Genomic DNA, 19,039 nt, shown 5'->3' on the forward strand with positions numbered 1-19,039 from the left:
CATCGGGTTGATCGACAGGATGAACAGGCCCAGCCCGAAGAAGCTGGTGAAGATCAGCCCGATGATCACGTCCGCCTTCAGTCCCGAGCGTTCCGACAGGAACAGCATCGCGCCGGCCGCAAGCCCGCCCGCGATGAACGCGCCCAGCGCGAAGGGCAGGCCCAGCATGTAGGCGCCCGCCACGCCCGGCACGACCGAATGCGAAAGCGCGTCGCCGATCAGCGACCAGCCCTTGAGCATCAGGTACGCCGAGAGGAAGGCGCAGACTCCGCCGACCAGCGCCGAGACCCACATCGCGTTGGTCATGTAGCCGTAGGCGAATGGTTCGAGCAGAACGCTCATTCCCGACGCTCCGCCTTCTGGGTGGTCTCGCCGTACTGCACGAAGGGGCGTTCGTCGTCGGTCAGGATGGTGACGGCGCGCGCGTCCTCGTCGTCGTGCAGGTCGCCGCCGCCCAGCGTGAACTGCCGCAGCACGCCGCCGAATGTGCGCTCCAGGTTCTCGCGCGTGAAGGTCGTCTCGGTCGGGCCGTAGCCCAGAACGGTGTTCTTCACGAGGATCGTGCGGTCGCAGAACTCGGGGACCGAGCCGAGGTTGTGGGTCGAGACCAGCATCACCCGCCCCTCGTCGCGCAAGGCGCGCATCAGGGCGACGATCTGTTCCTCGGTGCGCACGTCGACGCCGGTGAAGGGCTCGTCCAGCAGGATCACCTGCCCCTCCTGCGCGAGCGCACGGGCCAGGAAGACGCGCTTGCGCTGGCCGCCGGACAACTCGCCGATCTGGCGCTGGCGGAAATCCTGCATGTTGACCCGCGTGAGCGCGTCGTCCACCGCCTTGCGGTCGGCGTCGCGCGGCCGGCGCAGGAAGCCCATGTGCCCGTAGCGGCCCATCATCACCACGTCCTCGACCAGGACCGGAAAGGCCCAGTCGACCTCTTCGGACTGGGGCACGTAGGCGACCAGTCCGCGCTTCAGCGCCTCGCGCACGGGCAGGCCGAGGATGCGGATCTCGCCCTGCGCGGCGGGAACGAAGCCCATGATCGCCTTGAACAGCGTGGACTTGCCCGCGCCGTTGACGCCGACCAGCGCGGTGACGGTGCCGCGCGGGATCGCGAAGGTCGCGTTCCACAGCGCGGTGTGGCCGTTTCGATAGGTCACGGTCACGTCGCGGGCGCTGATGCCCTCGTCGGTGCCGGTCTGTGCAGTCGCGTCGATCGTGTCGCGCATTCCTTGCCTTTCGGGGCCATCGGCCCGGTCATCCGGGCATCGGCGATCCTGCCGTCCCGGGTCTCAACGCCGTGTCGCTCAGTCTGATCCGCCCAAGCCGGCCACGACCGTCTCGGAGGTCACCCGCAGCAGGTCGAGATAGGTCGGCACCGGGCCATCCGCCTCGCTGAGCGAGTCCACGTAGAGCACGCCGCCATAGGCCGCGCCGGTCTCGCGCGCGACCTGTTCGGCGGGCGCGGTGTTGACCGTACTTTCGCAGAACACCGCCGGCACGTCGTTCTCGCGGACGCCGTCGATAACCGCGCGGACCTGCTGCGGCGTACCCACCTGGTCGGCGTTCATCGGCCAGAGATAGAGCTCTTGCAGCCCGAAGTCCCGCGCGAGGTAGGAAAACGCGCCCTCGCAGGTCACCAGCCAGCGGCGATCCTCGGGGATCTCGGCGATGCGGTCGCGCAGCGGCTGAAGCGTGTCGCGCAGCCGCTGCTTGTAGGCCTCGGCGTTGGCGGCGTAGGTCTCGGCGTTCTCCGGATCGGCCTCGGCCAGCGCGTCGCGGATATTGTCGATATAGATCAGCGCGTTGTCGAGACCCATCCAGGCGTGCGGGTTGGGCATGCCCTCGTAGGCGCCTTCGTCGATCGGAATGGCGTCGATGCCCTCGCTGACGGTGACCGAGGGCACGTCACGCAGGTTGCGCAGGAACTGCTCGAACCACAGCTCGAGGTTCAGCCCGTTCCACAGCACCAGATCGGCGTCGAGCGCGCGCACGATGTCCTGCGGCGTCGGCTGGTAGTTGTGGATCTCCGCCCCCGGCTTGGTGATCGAGACGATTTCGGCCGCATCGCCGGCGACGTTCCGCGCCATATCGGCGATCACCGTGAAGGTCGTGGCGACCTTGAGCTTGTCCTCCTGCGCGGCGGCCGGCAGCGCGGCGCCGAACGCGATGGACAGGACAAGCGAGCGGAACAGGGTCACGGCGGGGCCTCCGATCGGATAATTGCCTGTCACGGATATTGCAAATCACTCGCAATTGTCAATCCAGTTGCGAACAGGTCGCAAAAGATGGACTAGCGGCCTCGTGCCCTAGAGGCCCGCATGCGCCCGGTCGATCGCGGCGCGGGTCTCAGCGATCAGCACCGCGCGCGGCACCGGCTTGGCGAGGACCGTGTATCGCGCCAGCGCGTCCCGGTTCGCGCCGACCGAGGTCTCGCGCGGGTAGCCCGAGACGAGGAAGACGGACATGCCCGGAAAGTCCCGCTCGACCCGGCCGGCCAGTTCGGGACCCTGCACGTTGCCGCCCATCACGATGTCGGTGATCAGCAGATCGAACCGCGCGCCGCCCTCCAGGACGGCCAGCGCCTCGTCGCCCGAGGGCACCAGCGTCACCGCGAAGCCCGCCTGTTCCAGCTGGCGCTTCATCACCCGGCCGACCGCCTGCTCGTCCTCGGCCAGCAGGATCGTGCCCCCGCCGGTTGACTCGCCGGGCACGCTCGCGGGCTCGGCCCTGGCCGGCGCGCGCTCGGCCGCGGGCAGCAGGATCTGCGCCGTCGTGCCGACACCGGGTTCGCTGAACAGCCGGCAGGTGCCCCCGGACTGCTTGCAGAAGCCCAGGACCGAGGGCAGCCCCATCCCCGACCCGTCGGTCATGTGCTTGGTGGTGAAGAACGGATCGAAGGCGCGGTCCAGCGTCGCCGCGTCCATGCCCGCGCCGTCGTCGGTGACCGCGATCGACACGTAGCGCCCGGGCGCGATCTCGTCGCGCGGCCGGGCCGGGCTGTCGTCGTCGGTGATGCGCAGGTTCGTCGCCTCGATCTGCATCGACCCGCGCCCGCCCAGCGCATCGCGGGCGTTGAGCGCGAGATTGAGCAGCGCGTTCTGCAGCCCGTCTGGATCGACCAGGCAGTGCCATAGCCCCGGCTCGCTGCGCGCCGTCAGGTCGATCGATTCCGGCAGCACGCGGCGCAGCATGTGCGTCGCCTCGCGCAGCGCGGCCGCGACGTCCAGGTCGACCGGACGCAGGTGCGACCGCCGGCCGTAGGACAGCAGTTGCTTGGTCAGGTACGCGCCGCGCTTCGCCGCCGCCAGCGCGTCGGTCTCCAGTTGTCGCCGCTCGGGCGACGACGCATTCGCCATCAGCTCGAGATTGCCCATGACGACGCTGAGAATGTTGTTGAAGTCGTGGGCGACGCCCCCCACCAGCCGGCCCAGCGCCTCGAGCCGCACGGCGCGCGACCGCGTCTCCTCGACTGCGCGAAGCTCGATCTCCTTGCGCGCCAGCGCGCGTTCGAGCGCGATGCGCTGGCGGTGGCGCATGCCCATCTGCCGAGCGATGAGCGTCAGCAGAAGGATCGACAGCGCGACCGCGAAGACCGGCGGGAACAGGTCGATCAACCGCGGCCGCAGCGACGCCGAGGCGTAGAATGGCACGCGGATTCCCGGCAGCTCGATCGCGTCGAAGCGCCGCTCCGCCAGCAGCGGAATCACCCCCGTGGCCGAGCCGGGGTCGAGATCGACACCCAAGGGCGCGCCGCCGCCCACCCCGATCGTCACGGCCAGGTCGATATGGTCGAACAACGGCACGTGGTAGCCGAACAGCGATTCCGGCGTCAGCCGCGCGCCGATCACACCGGCCGGGACGGGCATGTCCGCGCCGCTGCCCGGTACGGCGTAGGGCAAAACCAGGACAAAGTTCGCCGGCGCGGCCGATTGATCCTCCGACAGCGCGACCGGTGCGCTGAGCGCCATGGCGCCGGATTCCAGCGCCCGACGCGCCGCGGAGAACCGGGGTGCGCTGGAGGCGAAGTCGAAGCCGACCACACCATCCCGAACGGCCGCCGGCTCGACCATCAGCGCCGGCATCAGCGGGCCGGATTCGTTGGGCGGGAATATCTCGAACGCGGGATACCCGGCCGCGCGGTACGCGGGCGCCCAATCATCGACCAGCCGATCCACGTCGCCCGCCGCGCCGTCGTCGAAGTACGGGACCAGCGCGATCGCCCGTTCGTGGCGGCGGCTGATTCCTTCCGAGGTTTCCTCGTAGATCGCCGCGAAATCGCTGGGCGTGACGCCGTCGGTGCGCTCGATGATCGAGGCCATGGCCGACATGCGCAGCGCGACGCTCGACAGCGCGAGTTCAAGCTCGCCGTAGGCGGCCTCCATCTCGACCAGCGCCTCGACCCGCCGTTCGTGCCAGACGTAGAGGATGGCGGTTATCGCCATGCCCATGACGAACAGGATCGCGAACAGCCAGTACATCTGCGACGACCGGGGCGCGCGATCCCATGTCTCGACGGTCACGGGGCAGACCCCGCTCGGCACGCCGCACCACGGGGGATGCAGGCGATCGGGGCCGGACGTCCGAGGAAGCAAAGCCGCGCCATGACGCGCGTCAGTATCCGAGCGCGCCGGTCACGGAACAAGCGTTTCATCCACGCGCCGACCGCCGCAAGCGCAAGCCGCTCGGGTTCCTGTCAAAAATATCACCATGGCGCCGGCGAATCGGCGCATGGGCGCATGACGCAGCGCGAATCGATCAGGTTCACGCCACGGGCCAGCCCACCGGTTGGCGGCCCGAGTCGCTCAGACCACGCCGCCCCGCCCCCAGCGCGCAACGATCTCGTCGGCCAACGCGCCCATGTCGTCGGCGGTGACGTCCGGCGCGGTCAGGCCCGGCACCGACAGCACCGCGTTGCCGGGCCGCGTGACAAAAGCCCCGGCGCAACCGATCGCCTGCGCGCCCAGCACGTCCCAGTGGTGGCACGCGATCATGCACAGGTCCTGCGGCTCGACGCCCAGCTCTTCGGCGACCAGCCGGTAGCACTCGGGCGCAGGCTTGAAGCGGCCGACCTCGTGCACGCTGAAGGACCGGTCGAAGAACACCGCGAGCCCGGCGCGTTCCAGCGGAGTCGGGGACGGGCCGGGGGCGGAGTTGGTCAGCGTCACCAGCCGGAAGCCCGCGTCGCGCAGCTTCTCGAGCGCGGGCACCACGTCGGGCAGCGCGGGCATGGCCACGATATGCGCCTTCAGATCCTCGACATCCGCGTCGGACACGGGAATGCCTTGGGTTTCGCCCACCATACGCAGGGCGCTGCCCGCCAGCTCGCCGAAAGGTGCGTACTGCCCGGCTAGGGTCATCGCCTCGGAATATAGGATCAGCTGCGCGAACCACTCGCGCATCACCGCGGCGTTGGCGAAGATGCGCCCGAAGACCGGTTCCAGCGTGGTGAGATCCAGCAGCGTCTCGTTGACGTCGAAGACGAGGGTCGAGGGGTCGCGCGCGTCGGACATGGTTCGCTCCTGTTGCGGTCGATGCCAGAGTACCGGACGCCGCCCGCGCGTCAAACCATGACCGGCAGCGCGCCGCCGGCCATGCGAACGAAAACGGCCCCCGAGGTCACCGGGGGCCGTATCGGGATCAGGCGGCGCGGCGCCGGCGCGGGCGTCCGCTTCGCGCGGGCGGCTGGCCGCTGGCGGACTTGGGCTTGCCGCCCTGTCCGCCGCGACCGCGTCCGCCGCCGCCACCACCGCCCTTGCCGCGGCGCGCGTTGCGCTCGGGCTCGGGTCGGGTGCCGCGGGCGACCGGAAGTTCGGTCTTCATCAGCTTCTCGATCTGCACCAGCAGGTCGACTTCATCGGCCGCACACAGCGCGATGGCCTCGCCCTCGCGTCCGGCGCGGGCGGTCCGGCCGATGCGGTGGACGTAGTTTTCGGCCACTTCCGGCAGGTCGTAGTTGATGACGTAGGACACGCCGGGGATGTCGATCCCACGCGCGGCGACGTCGGTGGCGACCAGGATGTTGGTCTCTCCCGACTTGAAGGCCTTGATCGCGCGGTCACGCTGGCCCTGGCTCTTGTTGCCGTGGATCGAGGCGGCGTTGAAGCCGTCCGCGACGAGGCCCTTCATCAGCTTTTCCGCACCGTGTTTAGTGCGCGAGAAGACCAGCGTCAGCGCGTCGCGGTCGTTCGAAAGGATCTCGCGCAGGCGCGCGGGCTTGTCGGCCTGGGGCACGAACTGCACGGACTGGACGACCTTGTCGGCGGCCTTGCCCGGAGGCGAGACCTGCACGCGGCGCGGGTCCTTGAGGTAGGCGCGCGACAGCTCCTCCATCTGCTTCGGCATGGTGGCCGAGAACAGCATGGTCTGGCGCGGCGTGCCCAGCTTGGGCGCGATCTTGCGCAGCGCGTGAATGAAGCCGAGGTCGAGCATCTGGTCGGCCTCGTCCAGCACCAGGTGACGCACGGTGGACAGGTCGACCGCGCCGCGGTCCATCAGGTCCATCAGGCGGCCCGGCGTCGCGACCAGCACGTCGGTGCCCTTGAGCAGCGCGTTGATCTGGCGGTTGATCGACTGGCCGCCGACCACGGTGACGACGCGCAATTTGGTGCCTTCTGCCAGCGGACGCAGGTTGTCGGCGATCTGGTTGACCAACTCGCGCGTCGGCGCCAGCACCAGCGACCGGACGGTCTTGGGCGCGGGCTTGGACGGTTGCGCCAGCAGGTGGTCGATCAGCGGCAGGCCGAAGGCCAGCGTCTTGCCGGTGCCGGTCTGGGCAAGGCCCAGGATGTCGTGCCCTTCCAGCGCAAGCGGGATCGCCTGGTTCTGGATCGGGGTGGGTTCGGTCAGGTTGGCGCGCTTCAGCGCCGCGGAGAGTGTCGGCGCGAGGCCGAGCATGTCGAAATCGAACAAGCGTTTTCCTTCATGGCCGCAGGAATGCGACCCGTTGCAAGGCCGCGCAGCGCACGGCCCCATGAGGGTTCGCGCGGCCTCTGGACGGTCGGGTGTGTCCCGGGCCGTCTGGCCGTCGCGTCAGGAACCCTGCGTGATGGGGAACTGAAAAAGGTGTGCGCTGATGGCCCCTTGGGGCGCGGCATGCTCACGCGGCAGCGCAGCGACACCGCTCACATGGGGGATCGCGGGCGCCAGGTCAAGGGAAATGACATGCGGCAGCCGCGCCGGGCGCGCGCTAGCGGTCGTCGATCGCCGCGTCCTGGTCGGCGAACAGGTCCTCGGCCGCGATGCCGCGCTTCTCGGCGCTGGCGCGCACGGCGTCGCGCAGCGCCTTGCTGCCGCGCAGCAGCCGGCGAAAGCGCGCCTCGTCCAGGACCAGAAGGGTCGACGGCGCGATGGCCCGGACCTCGGTGCGCGGGCTCTTGTTCAGCAGGATCGCCATCTGGCCGAACATCTCGCGCCGGCCCAGTCGCCAGCTCTGCCCGGCGGTTTCGAGCTCAACCGCGCCCGAGGCGATGAAGTACACGCTCTTGGCGCCGGTCTCCTTGCGCACGACGATGTCGCCGGAGTTGACGTAGCGGGTCTTGAGCGCGCGCCCGAGACGCTGCAGCATGGCGTCGTCGAGCTCGGCGAAGGGCGGGAACTGGCGCACCAGGTCCGACCGGCGCAGCGTGATGTCGAGGCGCGGGCGTTCCTCGGCGGCGGCGCGCCGGACCTGCAGGTCCTGCGTCAGCGCGGTATAGACCTCGGCGCCCACCAGCCCGTCGTCGCGCATCGCCTGGTACTCGCGTTCTTCCAGGCGCAGCGCGGTGCGGCGGATGAAGCGGCGCTCCAGTTCTTCGGCGTAGCCGGGATATTGCAGCCGCATGCCTTCCAGCGCGGTCTCGACCGCCTCGATCCGGCGGGCCAGCAATTCGTGCAGCAGCTCGGCCACCCGCCGGCCATGGATGCGCCGGATGCGACCGTCGATGAACGCGCCGAGATCGCGCAGGATCAGCCGCTGGGACAGCAGCGCCTCGAACCGGTCGGCGGTCAGTTGCACCAGCGGCCGCGACACGCCCAGCCGGTTGTGCAGCAGCAGCGCCACCCGGAACGCCTGCCCGTAGGCGACGCTGCGCCGTGCCGCGCGCTGGTAGCCGTTGCGCCCGTTCGATCGCGCGCCCTCGATCAATCGGTCCGCATCCGACAGCACCCGCTCGGCCATCCGGGCCGAGATCGTGCGTTCGCGCACCCGGACAAGGATCGTGTCGCGCTCGTGCCCCGCCAGCGCGATCAGCCCCAGCGTAATCCGGTCGCGGTCGAGGATGTCGGCGCTGTCCTCGGCCGATTTCACCGCATCCCCCAGCCGCTCGCCGAAGCGCTTGGCTTCGGACCGCACGATGTCGTGGCCCAGCTCGTAGTTCTCGGTGGTGCGGGCGACGTCCTCGCGCACGGTCTGCAGCGCCACTGCGACCACCTGCCGCGACAGCGCCTCGTCCAGCGGCGACAGCCGGTCGAGGCCCAGCCTCCCGATCACCCAGCGCAGGGTAGTGCCCTGCACGATCAGCGTGAACAGCGTGAATCCGGTTGCGAGGATACCCACGACGCGCTGGATGTCGTCGGGGACGCGCGCGCTTTCGGTCACGGCCAGCGCCAGCGCCAGCGTGACCGCGCCGCGCAGGCCGCCCCACAGGATCGCCGCCCGGTAGGGACGCTCGACCGGCGGAGACAGCCGCAGCCGCGCCAGAACCGGCAGCAGCGCGAACAGGATCACCCCGCGCGCGGCGATGGCGGCCACGATGACCACGCCGACCAGGGCGAAATCCCCGAACCGCACCTGCTCGAGCAGCCGCGGGATCAGCAGCGCGGCGAGGATGAAGATCAGCGCGCCGGCCCAGTGCGCCAGCACGTCCCAGATTTCGCGCAGGTTGGCCCAGGATTGCGGCGGCAGCCGCCCCGGCCCGGCCAGGTTCAGCGTCAGCCCCGCTGCCACGACCGCGATCACGCCCGAGGCGCCGATGCTCTGCTCGGCCCCGATATAGGCGAGGTAGGGCAGCGCGACCGAGATCGAGATCTGCGCCAGTTCGTGCCGCGCGAACAGCGCCATGACCCAGACCGCGACCCGCGCGGCGATCCAGCCGGTGAACGCGCCCCCGGCGATCAGCATGGGGAACCGCGCCAGCGCGTCGCCCAGGCGCGGGTCGGGAATGCCCAGCATCACGAAGCCCATGAACAGGCCGAAGAGCGCGATCGCCGCGGCGTCGTTCAGCAGGCTTTCGCCCTCGATGATCCGGGCCAGCCGGCGAGGGGCCGAGATCGACCGGAAGATCGTCACCACCGCCGACGGGTCGGTCGTGGACACGATCGCGCCGATCAGCAGGCAGGCCGCCAGCGGCAGCGTGCTGACCCAGGACAGCGCGTAGCCGACGCTGAGCGTCGCCACGACCACCGCGACCACCGCCAGCACGAGGATCGGCACCCAGTCGTCGAGCATCCGGCGCAGGTTCATGCCCAGCGTCGCCTGGAACAGCAGCGTCGGCAGGAACACGTAGAGGAACACGTTGGACCGGATCGGCAGGCCCAGGATCGCCTCGGCCACCGGGTTCAGCGCGTCGGTCAGCTCGGTCCGCAGGAAGAAGATCGCGCCCGCGCCGATCAGCACGCCCAGCACGGCGAGGATCACGCTGAACGGCAGGCGCAGCCGCGCGGCGAGCGGTTCGGCCGCGCCGATCACGACGAACAGCGACGCGATGACCGTGGTGATGAGAACGATGTCCATAAGTCGGGAATAGCTGGATTTTCCGGTGCGGGAAATCGCCCGCGTGCGCGCGGCCCGCACGCGGTGCCCGTCGCGCGCGGTCTTTCGCGCAAGCTCGCGCAACGTCGACTTTTTCAGCAGACCGGCGCCCGCGTCCGGCCGATGCCGAAAAGGCCGTCGCGTTCCCCGGTCACGGATTCTATAAACGTCCGAGGCGGGAACGACCCCGGCCGTCAAGGACCAGCGAGCCGGGGCAGCGGGCAAGGACCATCGGGAACTGGAATGCGGAACGCGACCTACGGAACGGCCCTGACGCTGATGCTGGGATGGCTGCTGTGGATCGGCAAGCCGGTGCTGCTGCCCGTGCTGGCGGCGATCATCTCGGTCTACGTTTTGCTGACGGCGGCGGCGAGCATGGGCAAGATGCCGATCGCCCGGAACATGCCGCCCTGGGCGCGGCGCACCACGATCCTTCTGGCCTTCACCATCGGCATGGTGCTGCTGTTCATCCTGGTCATCAACAACCTCGCGCAGGTGTTCTCGGCGTTGCCGCGCTACGAATCCAACCTCGAGGCGGTGGTGACCCGCGTGGCCTTCCTGCTGCGGATCGAGGACGAGCCCACGTGGGAAAACGTGCGCAGCGCCACGCTGGACCGGATCGATTTGCGCACATGGGTCGCGCCCGCTCTGCTGCAGCTTCAGGGCTTCGGCGTGACGCTGTTCCTCGTGGTCCTCTACGCCAGCTTCTTCATGGCCGAGCGCGGCCTGATGGCGCGGAAGGTCGTCATCGCCATGGGCGACGAAGGCGCGGGCCAGCGGGCCCTGACGCTTCTGGCGCGCGTGAACGAGCGGATCGGCGACTACCTTTTCGTCAAGACCGTGGTGAACATCATCCTCGGCGCCGCGTCGTTCGTCATCATGCTGGTGCTGGGGATCGAGTTCGCGCTGTTTTGGTCGGTGCTGATCGCGTTCCTCAACTACATCCCGTACTTCGGCTCGCTCGTCGGAGTGCTGTTTCCCGTGCTGCTGAGCCTCGCGCAGTTCGGCACGTTCTGGATGGCGGGCGTGGTGATGGTCAGCCTGTCCGCAGCACAGATCTTCATCGGCGCCTATCTCGAGCCGCGGATGATGGGGCGGGCGTTCAACCTCAGCCCGTTCGTCGTCCTTCTGGCGCTCGCGTGCTGGAGTGCGCTGTGGGGCCTGCCCGGCGCTCTGCTGGCGGTGCCGATGACGGCGAGCCTGGTCCTCGTGCTGGCTGAGATCCGCCTGACCCGTCCAATCGCGGTGCTGCTCTCGGCGAACGGCCGGGTCTAAGCGGCGTCTACGGGGTCCGGCCGACCGTGTCCGCCTTTTCGGCCCCACGATCACCCTTTGGCCGGGGCGCGCCGGTGGTGGAATCCTCGCCGGTCTGGTGCTCGATCTCTGAGTTGAGCTCGGCTCCCAGCAGCACGATGAAGCTGGACAGCCACAACCAGGTCAGAAGGATGATCACGCCGCCAAGCGCGCCGTAGGTTTCGGTATAGCTGCCGAAGTTGCGGACATAGATCGAGAACGCGACCGATCCGATGAGCCAGATGATCGTCGCCACGACCGCACCGGGGCTGACCCAGCGCCAGCGCGGATGCTCGCGCGACGGGCCGTAGCGGTAGACCACCGACAAACCGAAGATCGTCAGCAGCGCCAGCACCGGCCAGCGCCCCCAGGCGATCGCCGCCTGCACGCCGTCCGAAAGGCCGACGACCTCCAGCAGCGCCGGGGCCGCGAGCGTCGCGGCGAAGGCGATCAGCACGCCGAGGATCAGGAACAGCGTCAGCGCCAGCGCGACCACGTTCAGGGCGATGAAGCCGCGATCCTCCTCTTCGTCGTAGGCGATGTTCATGGCGCCGATCAGGGACTTCATGCCCTTCGACGCGCTGTAGAGCGCGATCAGGATGCCCGCCGCCGCGGCGAGTCCGATTCCCGCGCCGGCGTTCGACGCGACTTCGCGCGCCTGTCCCTCGATGATCTCGGCCGCGTTCTCGGGCAGGACGCCCGCGACCGACGCCAGTTGCTGCTCGATCGCCGCGGGATCGAGGATCAGGCCCGCGATCGAGATCAGCGCCGCGATCGCGGGAAAGATCGCAAGCAGGCCGAAGAAGGCGACGCCGGCCGAGACGATCGAGACCTGGTCGGCCGTCAGCTCGTCCTTCACGCGCAGCAGGATGTCGCGCCAGCCGGGCCGGGGGATGTCGTTCGGCCGGGCGGCGTGCCGGCCACGGTTCGTCGTCTGTGCCATGCGGGGCCCCTTGCTCTTTGCGGGCGAAACCCTGTCGGACGCCGCCGGGTTGCATCGCGGCTGCGTGCGCACCGCGTCGGCGGGCTGTTCGGCCACGGTGGAGGCGTGCGGCGGCCCGCACCTTCCACCCCATTGCCCTGAACGCGGAAGTAGTATTCGCTGCGCCGAAAACAGGAGGAGACCCGCCATGACCATCCGCATCACCGGCCGCGCCGCGCTCGGCCTTGCTCTGGCTTTCGCTGCCGCGCCCGCCTTCGCACAGGACGACTGGCCCTCTGGCCCGCTTCACGTCTATGTCGGCTTCCCGGCGGGCTCGTCGCCCGATACGCTTGCGCGCATCATCACCGACCCGCTGGCCGAGCGTCTGGGTCAGCCCGTCGTGATCGAGAACAGGCCCGGCGCGGGCGGCGTGATCGGCATCCAGCAGATGCTGGCCAACGCCGGCGACGACGACCTGACCTTCGGCACGACGATCAACGGGCCGCTCACCACGGCGTCGCGGATGATGGGCGACACCGGCTTCGACGTGGACGCGGATATCGAGCCCGTCACCCTGATCGCGACCTCTCCGCTCGTGCTCGCGGTCTCGAGCGCGTCCGGGATCGAGGACCTGGAAGGGTTCGTCGCGGCCGCCGGAGCCGAGGCCGAGGCCATCGCCTACGGCTCGGTCGGGCAAGGGTCTGGCGCGCACCTGACGGCCGAGCTGTTCGCCGACGAGGCGGGCGTCGAGATGCTGCACATCCCCTTCACCAGCTACGCCGAGGTCACGACCTCGATCATGGGCGGCGAGATCGACGCCGGCTTCATGGCGCCGTCGGCCGCCCTGCCGCACGTCGATGGCGGCAACATGCGGATGCTGGGGATCACCTCGGCCGAGCCGTTCGCGCAGGCGCCCGACGTCGCCCCGATCGCGGGCCGCGCCGGCCTGCCCGAGGACTTCCGCGCCGAGCTCTGGAACGGCTTCATCGCGCCAGCCGGCACCGAAGCGGCCGTGCTCGAGCGTCTGAACACCGAAATCAACGAGATCCTCGCCGAACCCGCGGTTCAGGAGCAGCTTCTGGCCATCGGCTGGCAGGCCGCCCCCGGCACCGCGCAGGAGATGCAGGACCGCATCGCCGCCGACACCGAGATGTGGGGCGGCGTGATCGACCGGATCGAGGCGCAGTAACCCGACGATGCGGCGCGACTGGGGAGACATCTGCGGCGGCCTCGTGCTTGCGTCGATCGGCGCGGCGGCGGCGGGCTGGGCCTGGGTCCACTACGACCCGGGCTCGCTTCGGCAGATGGGCCCCGGCGCCTTTCCCCTGGCGCTCGGCCTCATGCTGACCGCCTTCGGGCTGATCGTCGCACTGCCCGGCCTGCGCCGGGCGGGCGAAGCCGAACCGTTCGAGCCGTGGGCGGCGCTCGCTGTCCTGGCCTCGATCCTCGTCTTCGGGCTGGGCCTGCGGCCGCTAGGGTTGATCGTCGCCTCGTTCGCTGGCGTGCTGGTCGGATCGCTACCGGCACCGCGGCGCGGCTGGACGTGGCGGCTGTGCCTTGCCGGGATCGTCACGCTGCTGACCATGGCGATCTTCCGCGTCGGGCTGGACATGTCGCTGCCTCTCTGGCCCCGCGGGGTCTGAGCGCGCATGGGCACCTGGGACGGGCTTCTGACCGGGCTGAGCTTTGCCCTGCAGCCGGGCGTGCTGATCTACTGCGTCCTGGGCGTCCTTCTGGGAACCTTCGTCGGCGTCCTGCCCGGCATCGGCGCGATGGCCGCGATCTCGCTGCTGCTGCCGATCACCTACTACATCTCGGCCGAGGCCGCGCTGATCATGCTGGCCGGGGTCTATTACGGCGCGCAATACGGCGGTGCGGTGGCGTCGATCCTGATGCGGCTGCCCGGCACGCCGCAATCGGCCGTCACCGCGCTCGACGGCTATCCGATGGCCCGCGCGGGCCGCGCCGGTCCTGCGCTGTTCGCCGCGATGGCATCGTCCTTCGCCGGCTCGATCATCGGGATCGTCGTGCTGGTGATGCTGGCCGGCTGGCTGTCGCGCGTGGCGGTGTCCTTCGGCGCGGCCGACTACGCCGCGATGATGGTGCTGGGCCTGGTCGCGGCCTCGACCATCGGCAGCGCCAAGCCGGCCAAGGGCTTCGCGATGATCGTGCTAGGCATGTTGCTGGGCTGCATCGGCACGGACGTGAACTCGGGCGCGATGCGCTTCACCTTCGGACAGACCGAACTGCTGGACGGCGTGAACCTCGTGGCGCTGGCGATGGGCCTGTTCGGCGTCGCCGAGGTGATCGGCAACGTCCGCGACCCCGAACGTCAGGCCGTGGCCGGGCGGATCGGCTTCCGCCAGATGACCCCCACGCGCGACGACCTCAGGCGCATGGTGTCGCCGGTCCTGCGCGGCAGCGGGCTGGGCAGCTTCTTCGGCGCCCTGCCGGGGACCGGATCGACGCTGTCGTCCTTCCTGAGCTACGCGCTCGAGCGGCGGGTCGCGCGCCGTCCCGACCGCTTCGGCCAGGGCGCGATTGAGGGCGTGGCCGGCCCGGAGGCCGCCAACAATTCGGCCGCGATCACCGCCTTCGTGCCGACCCTGACGCTGGGCATTCCCGGCGATCCGATCATGGCACTGATGCTGGGCGCGCTGGTGATCCACGGCGTGCAGCCCGGACCGATGATGCTGGACGCCCGCCCCGAGATGTTCTGGGGCCTCGTCGCCAGCTTCGGGATCGGCAACCTGTTGCTGCTGATCCTGAACCTGCCGCTGATCGGGATCTGGGTGTCGCTGCTGCGGATACCGTTCCGCTGGCTCTACCCGGCGATCCTGATCTTCATCTGCATGGGCGTCTATTCCGTGCGGGGCCTGACCTTCGACATCCTGGCGGTCGCGGTGATCGGGCTGGCGGGCTATCTGCTGGCGCTGGCGCGGTTCAGCCCGGCGCTTCTGCTGCTGGGCTTCGTGCTCGGCCCGCTGATCGAGACCAACATGCGGCGCGCCCTGCTGATCAGCCGCGGCGACCCGATGGTGTTCCTCGAACGGCCGATCTCGGCCGGGTTCGTCGTCGCGATCGCGGGCCTGCTGATCCTGTCCGCGGTGCAGGTCATCCGGCGGCGGCGCGATCGGCATCAGGGATAACCGCAGCGGCGTTGCAGTACGCGCCATACAGAACCGCACCGATCGTCTTCACGATCCCGTTGAACCCGATGACACAGTGCAACGCGCGCAGTACGCTCGCTGCATGCGTGTGCTGCCGATCTTCCTGTCGCTGCTGTGGGCCGCACCGGCCTTCGCGCAGGACGTTGAACTCGAGCTCGTGTTGCTGGCCGACGCGTCCGGCTCGATCAGCGAGGCCGAGATCGCGTTCCAGCGTCAAGGCTACGCCGAGGCGCTGACCGACCCGGCCGTCCTGTCCGCCATCGCGAACACGGCCTACGGGTCGATCGCCGTGACCTACGTCGAATGGGCCTCCAACACCGCCGTGGTGGTGGACTGGAGCGTGATCGACGACGCCGACAGTGCCCGGACTTTTGCCGATGCGCTGGTGGCACCGCCCCGGCAGGCCTACGGCCGAAACGCGATCGGCGGCGCGTTGCTGGACGGCATGCGGCTGATCGAGACGAACGACTTCGACGGCTGGCGCAAGGTCATCGATTTCTCGGGCGACAGTCCCAACAGCTATTCGGGCCCCTCGATCGAGATAGCCCGCGACACGGTCGTGGCAGCAGGCATCACGATCAACGGCTTGCCGATCCTCTGTCGATCCTGTGCCTCGCCGGCACGTTACCCCGACCTGGGCACGATCTACGAAGAGCGGATCATCGGCGGACGCGGCGCGTTCGTCGTCACGGCCTACAGCGAGGAGGACCTGGCATCGGCGATCCGGCGCAAGCTCATTCTCGAGATTTCAGGCCTGACCCCGCCGCGCGAGGTTGCGAACAGGTAACGGCTACTCAGCGGGCGCATGTGCATCCGGAATCACCGCAAAGGCGGCTGCGGCGGCGTGGGGCGCCCAGGCGACGTCGGCGTGACGTGGCTTTTGCGGGTTTCACGCTACCCTTTTTGAAAGCGCACGCCTTCCGGGGGAGAATACATGATCCGTCCCATCGAAAACGCTCTTGCCGGCATGGCACGGCTCGCACGCGCCGCGGCCGTCCTCGCCTTCGTCAGTCCGCTTGCAGGCCTTCCCGCACTCGCGCAAGAGACGCCTGCATCCTCGGGCGACACCATCCGCGCGCACGGCGTCTCGACCTTCGGCGAGTTGGAATACCCAGCCGACTTCGCGCATTTCGACTACGTCAATCCCGACGCACCGAAAGGCGGACGTTTCACCACCTGGGCCTTCGGCACCTTCGACAGCCTCACGCCGTACATCCTGAGGGGAAACGCGGCCGAAGGGGCCGCCCTGCTTCACGACACGTTGCTGGTCGGTAACCTCGACGAGCCCGATGCGATGTACGGCCTGCTGGCCCACACCGTCGAGTATCCCGAAAGCCGCGAATGGACGATCTTTCACCTGCGGCCCGAAGCACGGTTCCGCGACGGCTCGCCGGTCACGGCCGACGACGTGGTGTTCAGCTACGAGGTCCTGCGCGACGACGGCCTGCCCAGCTTCAGGACGAGTCTCCAGTATGTCGAGACCGTCGAGGCGCTCGACGACCACACCGTGCGCTTCGATTTCGACACGTCGGGTCCGCTGCGCGAAGTCCTGATGAACGCGGGCGGCATACCCGTCCTGTCCCGCGCCTATTACGAGGATCGCGATTTCGCGGACAGCAGTCTCGAACCGCCGATGGGCTCCGGACCCTACGATCTGAAATCCGTGGATCCGGGCCGTTCGGTCACCTACCAGCGGCGCCCCGACTACTGGGCCGCCGATCTGCCGGTCAACGTCGGCAAGCACAATTTCGACGAGCTGGCCTACGAATACTTCGCCGACTACACGACCGCCTTCGAGGCCTTCAAGGCCGGCGCCTACCTCTACCGCGAGGAATATTCCTCGCGCGTCTGGGGCACCGGATACGACTTTCCGGCCGTGCAGCAGGGGCACGTCATCGTCGAGACCCTGCCCGACGGCCGCCCTGCCGGCACGCAGGGCTTCTGGTTCAACCTGCGTCGCGACAAGTTCCAGGACCCGCGCGTGCGCGAGGCGATCGGTCTGGTCTTCAATTTCGAATGGTCCAACGAGTCGCTCTTCTACGGTCTCTACGAACGGACCGACAGCTTCTGGGAGAACTCGCCCACGTTGCAGGCCGCAGGCCCGATCTCGGATGCCGAGGCGGCGATCCTCGAACCCCTTCGCCAATACCTGCCCGACACCGTGTTCACCGACCCCGCCTTCACGCCGGCTGAATCCTCGCCTGACGACCTAGCCGACCGCAACGCCCTGCGCCGGGCCGCGCGCCTGCTGAGCGAGGCCGGCTGGGAGGTCGGTGCCGACGGCTTCCGCGTGAAGGACGGCCAAAGGCTGACCGTCGAGGTGCTGAACGACAGCCCGTCCTTCGACCGGATCATCAACCCCTACATCGAGAACCTGCGCCGCCTCGGGATCGAGGCGACGGCCAACCGCGTCGACCCCGCCGAGTCCCAGGAACGCGAGAAGAACTTCGACTACGACATCGTCACGCAGCGGTTCGCCATGTCGCAGACGCCCGGGGACGAGCTGCGTCAGATCTTCGGCTCGGGCAGCGTGGACACTCCCGGCTCGGTCAACGTCGCGGGCGTGTCCAACGAGGCCGTCGACCGGCTGATCCGCATCATCGCCGAGGCGGAAAGCCGCGAGGAGCTGACCACCGCGACGCGCGCGCTCGACCGGGTCCTGCGGTCGCTGCACATCTGGGTCCCGCAATGGTACAAGGGCGAGCACAACATCGCCTACCGCGACGTCTTCGGACGACCCTACGACGACGACCCGCCCTCGCAGGGCCTGGGCACGACGACCATCTGGTGGTGGGACGAACAGAAGGCCGATGCGCTTCGGCAAGCGGGCGCGCTTTGAGACGTCAAGGCTGATCGTTTTCCCGCGGCACGAAGAAATGCGCGCCGCGGGACATGGCAAAGCTACACCGGATCAGAAGTCCAGGTTCTCCACGCTCAGCGCGTTCTGCTGGATGAAGTCGCGGCGCGGTTCGACCACGTCGCCCATCAGCTTGGTGAACAGATCGTCGGCCTCGGTCATGTCCTCGATGTCGACGCGCAGCAGCGTGCGGGCGTCGGGGTCGAGGGTGGTTTCCCACAGCTGGCCGGGGTTCATCTCGCCCAGGCCCTTGTAGCGCTGCAGGCTGAGGCCCTTCTCGCCCTCGTCGAGGATCGCCTTCAACAGGTCCAGCGGGCCAAAAATCGCCTGACGACGATCCTTGCGCTCCAGCTGCGCCGGCGCGCCGTAGACGGCCTGCAGGCTCTGCGTGAAGCTTCCGGCCTTGCGGCTTTCGCCCGAGCGCAGCATCTGGCCGTCCAGCGTGCGCACCTCTTCGACGCCGCGCAGGATGCGCGCAAGACGGATGCCCCGGTCCTGCGTGATCCGGCCCTGCCAGCCGCGCTCGTATTCCAGCGCCACGAGGTCGAGCCGCGCGGCCACCTTGTCGGCGACCGCCTGCAGGTCGGAATCCACCGCGCCGGGCACGAAGGCGCCGGCGATGGCGGCCTGTTCCAGGATCCGGCGCTGGTAGTGGGTCGGGAATGCCTCGATCACGCGGCGCAGCTGGCGCGCCTCCTCGACCACGCGGACGAGGTCGGCACCGATCAGCGTCTCGCCCGAGCCGAGCTTCAATTGCGCGCCGTCGACGCCCTGCTGGATCAGGTAATCCTCGAGCGCGGGCTGGTCCTTGAGGTACACCTCGGACTTGCCGCGGGTCACCTTGAACAGCGGCGGCTGCGCGATGTAGAGGTAGCCCTTCTCGATCAGCTCGGGCATCTGGCGGTAGAAGAACGTCAGCAACAGCGTCCGGATATGCGCGCCGTCGACGTCGGCGTCCGTCATCAGGACGATCTTGTGGTAGCGCAGCTTCGAGATGTCGAACTCGTCGCGGCCGATGCCGGTGCCCAGCGCCATCACCAGGTTGCCGATCTCCTGGCTCGCCAGCATCC

Annotated in this window: 15 protein-coding genes; 6 read left to right on the forward strand and 9 right to left on the reverse strand. The window is 69.0% G+C overall.

Features of this window, described 5'->3' with window-relative positions; genetic code table 11:
- From ACFDTC_RS12335 to ACFDTC_RS12365, 7 genes are all read right to left on the reverse strand, one after another.
- The coding region (locus tag ACFDTC_RS12335) for a metal ABC transporter permease (RefSeq protein WP_375259180.1) at positions 1 to 342 on the reverse strand (342 nt) is incomplete at its 3' end.
- Complete coding sequence (locus ACFDTC_RS12340) at positions 339 to 1,226, reverse strand: manganese/iron ABC transporter ATP-binding protein (RefSeq protein ID WP_375259181.1); 888 nt, start codon at positions 1,224 to 1,226, stop codon at positions 339 to 341. The genes ACFDTC_RS12335 and ACFDTC_RS12340, both read right to left, overlap by 4 nt.
- 78 nt (positions 1,227 to 1,304) lie before the next feature.
- Positions 1,305 to 2,192, reverse strand: a complete 888-nt coding sequence (locus ACFDTC_RS12345; protein WP_375259194.1) for a metal ABC transporter substrate-binding protein — start codon at positions 2,190 to 2,192, stop codon at positions 1,305 to 1,307.
- Positions 2,193 to 2,306: 114 nt separating this feature from the next.
- The gene (locus ACFDTC_RS12350) at positions 2,307 to 4,520 is read right to left on the reverse strand and encodes an ATP-binding protein (RefSeq protein ID WP_375259182.1); all 2,214 of its coding nucleotides are present in this window, start codon (positions 4,518 to 4,520) and stop codon (positions 2,307 to 2,309) included.
- Between the two features lie 282 nt (positions 4,521 to 4,802).
- Complete coding sequence (locus tag ACFDTC_RS12355; RefSeq protein WP_375259183.1) at positions 4,803 to 5,510, reverse strand: haloacid dehalogenase type II; 708 nt, start codon at positions 5,508 to 5,510, stop codon at positions 4,803 to 4,805.
- Between the two features lie 127 nt (positions 5,511 to 5,637).
- A complete protein-coding gene (locus tag ACFDTC_RS12360; RefSeq protein WP_375259184.1) occupies positions 5,638 to 6,909 on the reverse strand; it encodes a DEAD/DEAH box helicase in 1,272 nt (423 codons plus the stop codon).
- A gap of 277 nt (positions 6,910 to 7,186) precedes the next feature.
- On the reverse strand, positions 7,187 to 9,709 hold the full coding sequence (locus tag ACFDTC_RS12365) for a cation:proton antiporter (RefSeq protein ID WP_375259185.1): 2,523 nt from the start codon (positions 9,707 to 9,709) through the stop codon (positions 7,187 to 7,189).
- Between the two features lie 261 nt (positions 9,710 to 9,970).
- On the opposite strand from ACFDTC_RS12365, the gene ACFDTC_RS12370 reads away from it, so the two are divergent.
- Complete coding sequence (locus ACFDTC_RS12370; protein WP_375259186.1) at positions 9,971 to 11,002, forward strand: AI-2E family transporter; 1,032 nt, start codon at positions 9,971 to 9,973, stop codon at positions 11,000 to 11,002.
- 7 nt (positions 11,003 to 11,009) lie between these two features.
- Here the strand turns inward: ACFDTC_RS12370 and ACFDTC_RS12375 are convergent, their stop codons facing one another.
- Entirely contained in the window at positions 11,010 to 11,963 is a 954-nt protein-coding gene (locus ACFDTC_RS12375) for a YihY/virulence factor BrkB family protein (RefSeq protein ID WP_375259187.1), read from the reverse strand.
- A 187-nt stretch (positions 11,964 to 12,150) separates the two neighbouring features.
- Between ACFDTC_RS12375 and ACFDTC_RS12380 the strand changes: the two genes are divergently transcribed.
- From ACFDTC_RS12380 to ACFDTC_RS12400, 5 genes are all read left to right on the forward strand, one after another.
- Positions 12,151 to 13,131 carry a Bug family tripartite tricarboxylate transporter substrate binding protein gene (locus ACFDTC_RS12380; protein ID WP_375259188.1) on the forward strand — a complete coding sequence of 327 codons (981 nt, stop codon included), beginning with the start codon at positions 12,151 to 12,153 and terminating at the stop codon, positions 13,129 to 13,131.
- 7 nt (positions 13,132 to 13,138) lie between these two features.
- Positions 13,139 to 13,585, forward strand: coding sequence for a tripartite tricarboxylate transporter TctB family protein (locus ACFDTC_RS12385; protein ID WP_375259189.1), 447 nt, complete (start codon positions 13,139 to 13,141; stop codon positions 13,583 to 13,585).
- Between the two features lie 6 nt (positions 13,586 to 13,591).
- Positions 13,592 to 15,091 (forward strand): tripartite tricarboxylate transporter permease, encoded by a 1,500-nt coding sequence (locus tag ACFDTC_RS12390; RefSeq protein WP_375259190.1) that lies wholly within the window; start codon positions 13,592 to 13,594, stop codon positions 15,089 to 15,091.
- Between the two features lie 103 nt (positions 15,092 to 15,194).
- Positions 15,195 to 15,899: a DUF1194 domain-containing protein gene (locus ACFDTC_RS12395; protein ID WP_375259191.1), complete on the forward strand. Its 705-nt coding sequence runs from the start codon at positions 15,195 to 15,197 to the stop codon at positions 15,897 to 15,899.
- A 147-nt stretch (positions 15,900 to 16,046) separates the two neighbouring features.
- The gene (locus ACFDTC_RS12400) at positions 16,047 to 17,951 is read left to right on the forward strand and encodes an extracellular solute-binding protein (RefSeq protein ID WP_375259192.1); all 1,905 of its coding nucleotides are present in this window, start codon (positions 16,047 to 16,049) and stop codon (positions 17,949 to 17,951) included.
- 72 nt (positions 17,952 to 18,023) lie between these two features.
- Here the strand turns inward: ACFDTC_RS12400 and ACFDTC_RS12405 are convergent.
- Positions 18,024 to 19,039 (reverse strand): toprim domain-containing protein (locus tag ACFDTC_RS12405; RefSeq protein WP_375259193.1); only part of this gene is annotated, 1,016 nt, incomplete at its 5' end.

Source organism: Citreimonas sp. (assembly GCF_042096055.1).
Lineage (GTDB): Bacteria > Pseudomonadota > Alphaproteobacteria > Rhodobacterales > Rhodobacteraceae > Citreimonas.

Excerpts from the sequence above, each read along its gene's own strand:
- ACFDTC_RS12380 (WP_375259188.1), top strand. The coding sequence starts at position 12,151 with ATGACCATCCGCATCACCGGCCGCGCCGCGCTCGGCCTTGCTCTGGCT.
- ACFDTC_RS12395 (WP_375259191.1), top strand. The coding sequence starts at position 15,195 with ATGCGTGTGCTGCCGATCTTCCTGTCGCTGCTGTGGGCCGCACCGGCC.
- ACFDTC_RS12390 (WP_375259190.1), top strand. The coding sequence starts at position 13,592 with ATGGGCACCTGGGACGGGCTTCTGACCGGGCTGAGCTTTGCCCTGCAG.
- ACFDTC_RS12370 (WP_375259186.1), top strand. The coding sequence starts at position 9,971 with ATGCGGAACGCGACCTACGGAACGGCCCTGACGCTGATGCTGGGATGG.
- ACFDTC_RS12385 (WP_375259189.1), top strand. The coding sequence starts at position 13,139 with ATGCGGCGCGACTGGGGAGACATCTGCGGCGGCCTCGTGCTTGCGTCG.
- ACFDTC_RS12400 (WP_375259192.1), top strand. The coding sequence starts at position 16,047 with ATGATCCGTCCCATCGAAAACGCTCTTGCCGGCATGGCACGGCTCGCA.
- ACFDTC_RS12375 (WP_375259187.1), bottom strand. The coding sequence starts at position 11,963 with ATGGCACAGACGACGAACCGTGGCCGGCACGCCGCCCGGCCGAACGAC.
- ACFDTC_RS12365 (WP_375259185.1), bottom strand. The coding sequence starts at position 9,709 with ATGGACATCGTTCTCATCACCACGGTCATCGCGTCGCTGTTCGTCGTG.
- ACFDTC_RS12340 (WP_375259181.1), bottom strand. The coding sequence starts at position 1,226 with ATGCGCGACACGATCGACGCGACTGCACAGACCGGCACCGACGAGGGC.
- ACFDTC_RS12355 (WP_375259183.1), bottom strand. The coding sequence starts at position 5,510 with ATGTCCGACGCGCGCGACCCCTCGACCCTCGTCTTCGACGTCAACGAG.